At 67.9% G+C, this 1,913-nt stretch carries 2 protein-coding genes; both read left to right on the forward strand.

Annotation, left to right across the window (positions count from 1 at the left end):
* Positions 1–387 (forward strand): AMP-binding enzyme (locus L995_RS16920; RefSeq protein ID WP_047472725.1); only part of this gene is annotated, 387 nt, incomplete at its 5' end.
* 88 nt (positions 388–475) lie between these two features.
* Positions 476–1,633, forward strand: a complete 1,158-nt coding sequence (locus L995_RS16925; RefSeq protein WP_047472726.1) for an acyl-CoA dehydrogenase family protein — start codon at positions 476–478, stop codon at positions 1,631–1,633.
* Positions 1,634–1,913 lie beyond the last annotated feature (280 nt).

A 1,913-nucleotide genomic window follows, 5' to 3' on the forward strand; every position in this document is an offset into this window, starting at 1 on the left:
CCGCGTAGCGAGATCTACAGCGCCGTCGAGGCCCTGCCCGAAGTGCTGGACTCCATGGTCGTGGACCTCGAATACCTGGGCCGCGAAAGCTACATGCCGCTGTTCGTGGTGCTGCGCCCGGGCGTGGATCTGGACGACGCCCTACGCGCGCGCCTGCAGGGCGCCATCCGCCAGGCCCTGTCGCCGCGCTTCGTGCCCGACGAGATCGTGCAGGTGGCCGAGATCCCGCGCACGCTCAGCGGCAAGAAGCAGGAGCTGCCCATCAAGAAGCTGATGCTGGGCCAGCCGCTGGACAAGGTGGTCAACAAGGAGGCCATGGCCAACCCGGGCTGCCTGGACTGGTATGTGGGCTTTGCGGCGCAGCATGCCAAGGCACAGGCTGCCTGATATTCAAACGGTATCAGTGGCTCGGTTTTTAATATTGGACTGCGCCAGACCGGCTGCCTAGAGTGGGGTCCAACCATGGAGCCCTGCAATGAGTGTGCTTGATTCCCTTGCCCTGACCCGCATCCCCGCCGAGGACGAAGCCCTGCGCGCCGAGGTGCGCGCCTTCCTCGCCCAGGCCATAAGCGGCCTGCCGCCCCATGTGCGTGCGCGCTCCTGGGGCGGCTACAGCGCCGAACTGAGCCGGCAGCTGGGCGAAAAGGGCTGGATAGGCGTCACCCTGCCGCGCGAGTACGGCGGCGGCGGGCGCAGCGCCTTCACGCGCTACGTGCTGGTGGAGGAATACCTGGCCTGCGGCGCGCCCGTGGGCTCGCACTGGATTGCCGACCGCCAGAGCGGCCCGCTGATCCTCAAGTACGGCACCGAGGCGCAAAAGCGGTTCTACCTGCCGCGCATCTGCCGGGGCGAGGCCTTCTTTTGCATCGGCATGAGCGAGCCAGGCGCGGGCTCGGACCTGGCCAGCGTGAAGACGCGAGCCGTGCCGAATGACAAGGGCTTCGTGCTCAACGGCCAGAAGATCTGGACCACCAACGCCCACCACTGCCACTACATGATCGCCCTGGTGCGCACCTCGGGCGAGGCGGGTGACCGGCACAAGGGGCTGTCCCAGGTCATCGTGGACCTGTCGCTGCCGGGCGTGACCGTGCGGCCCATCACCGACCTCTCGGGCGACAGCCATTTCTGCGAAGTCTTCTTCGACAACGTGCAGCTGCAGCCCGACGCCCTGATCGGCCAGGAAGGCCAGGGCTGGGAGCAGGTCACGGCCGAGCTGGCCTTCGAACGCAGCGGGCCCGAGCGGCTGTTCTCCAGCATCGTGCTGTTCGACGAATGGCTGGCCTGGCTGCGTGCAACGGGCGAGCGCAGCGAAGGCGCGCTGCGCCTGGCCGGCCGCGTGTTCACCGAGCTGGCCCCGCTGCGCGCCATGTCGGTGGCCGTGCAGGACAAGCTGGTGCGCGGCGAAAGCCCCATCGTCGAAGCGGCCCTGGTCAAGGAGCTGGGCACGACGCTGGAGCAGTCCATTCCCGCCGCCATCGCCGACGACCTGTTCGCACGCGAGGCGTCCGAGGTTCCGCTGGAGCTGCTGCGCACCCTCAACTACGTGACGGAGGTTGCGCCTTCGTATTCACTGCGCGGCGGCACGCGCGACATCCTGCGCGGAATGATCGCGCGAGGTTTGGGGCTTCGTTGACACGAAGCGCCCCCTGAGCCGCTGCGCGTCTTCCCGTTGCACGGCGCCCCCTCTCGCTTCGCGGGGGGCGACACCCTCGGTGCGGGGCGGCGCGGCCGGCGTAGGCCCTTCCTCGGTGTCCCTGGTGTTAAAGGTGCGCCAGTTTCAAACGGAACGCCCAAGGCCTGGCGTCATGTGTCATGAATGGAGAGAGACATGGAAGACGATTTGTTTGCCGATGCCGCACGCCAGCTGCTGCAGGGCGAGTGCACGCCCGCGCAGGTGCGCGCCATCGACGCGG

It is taken from the genome of Delftia sp. ZNC0008, from assembly GCF_000799035.1.
GTDB lineage: Bacteria > Pseudomonadota > Gammaproteobacteria > Burkholderiales > Burkholderiaceae_C > Comamonas > Comamonas tsuruhatensis.

What these genes read in the sequence shown, in the direction of transcription:
- L995_RS16925 (WP_047472726.1), top strand. Translation starts at nt 476, where the DNA reads ATGAGTGTGCTTGATTCCCTTGCCCTGACCCGCATCCCCGCCGAGGAC.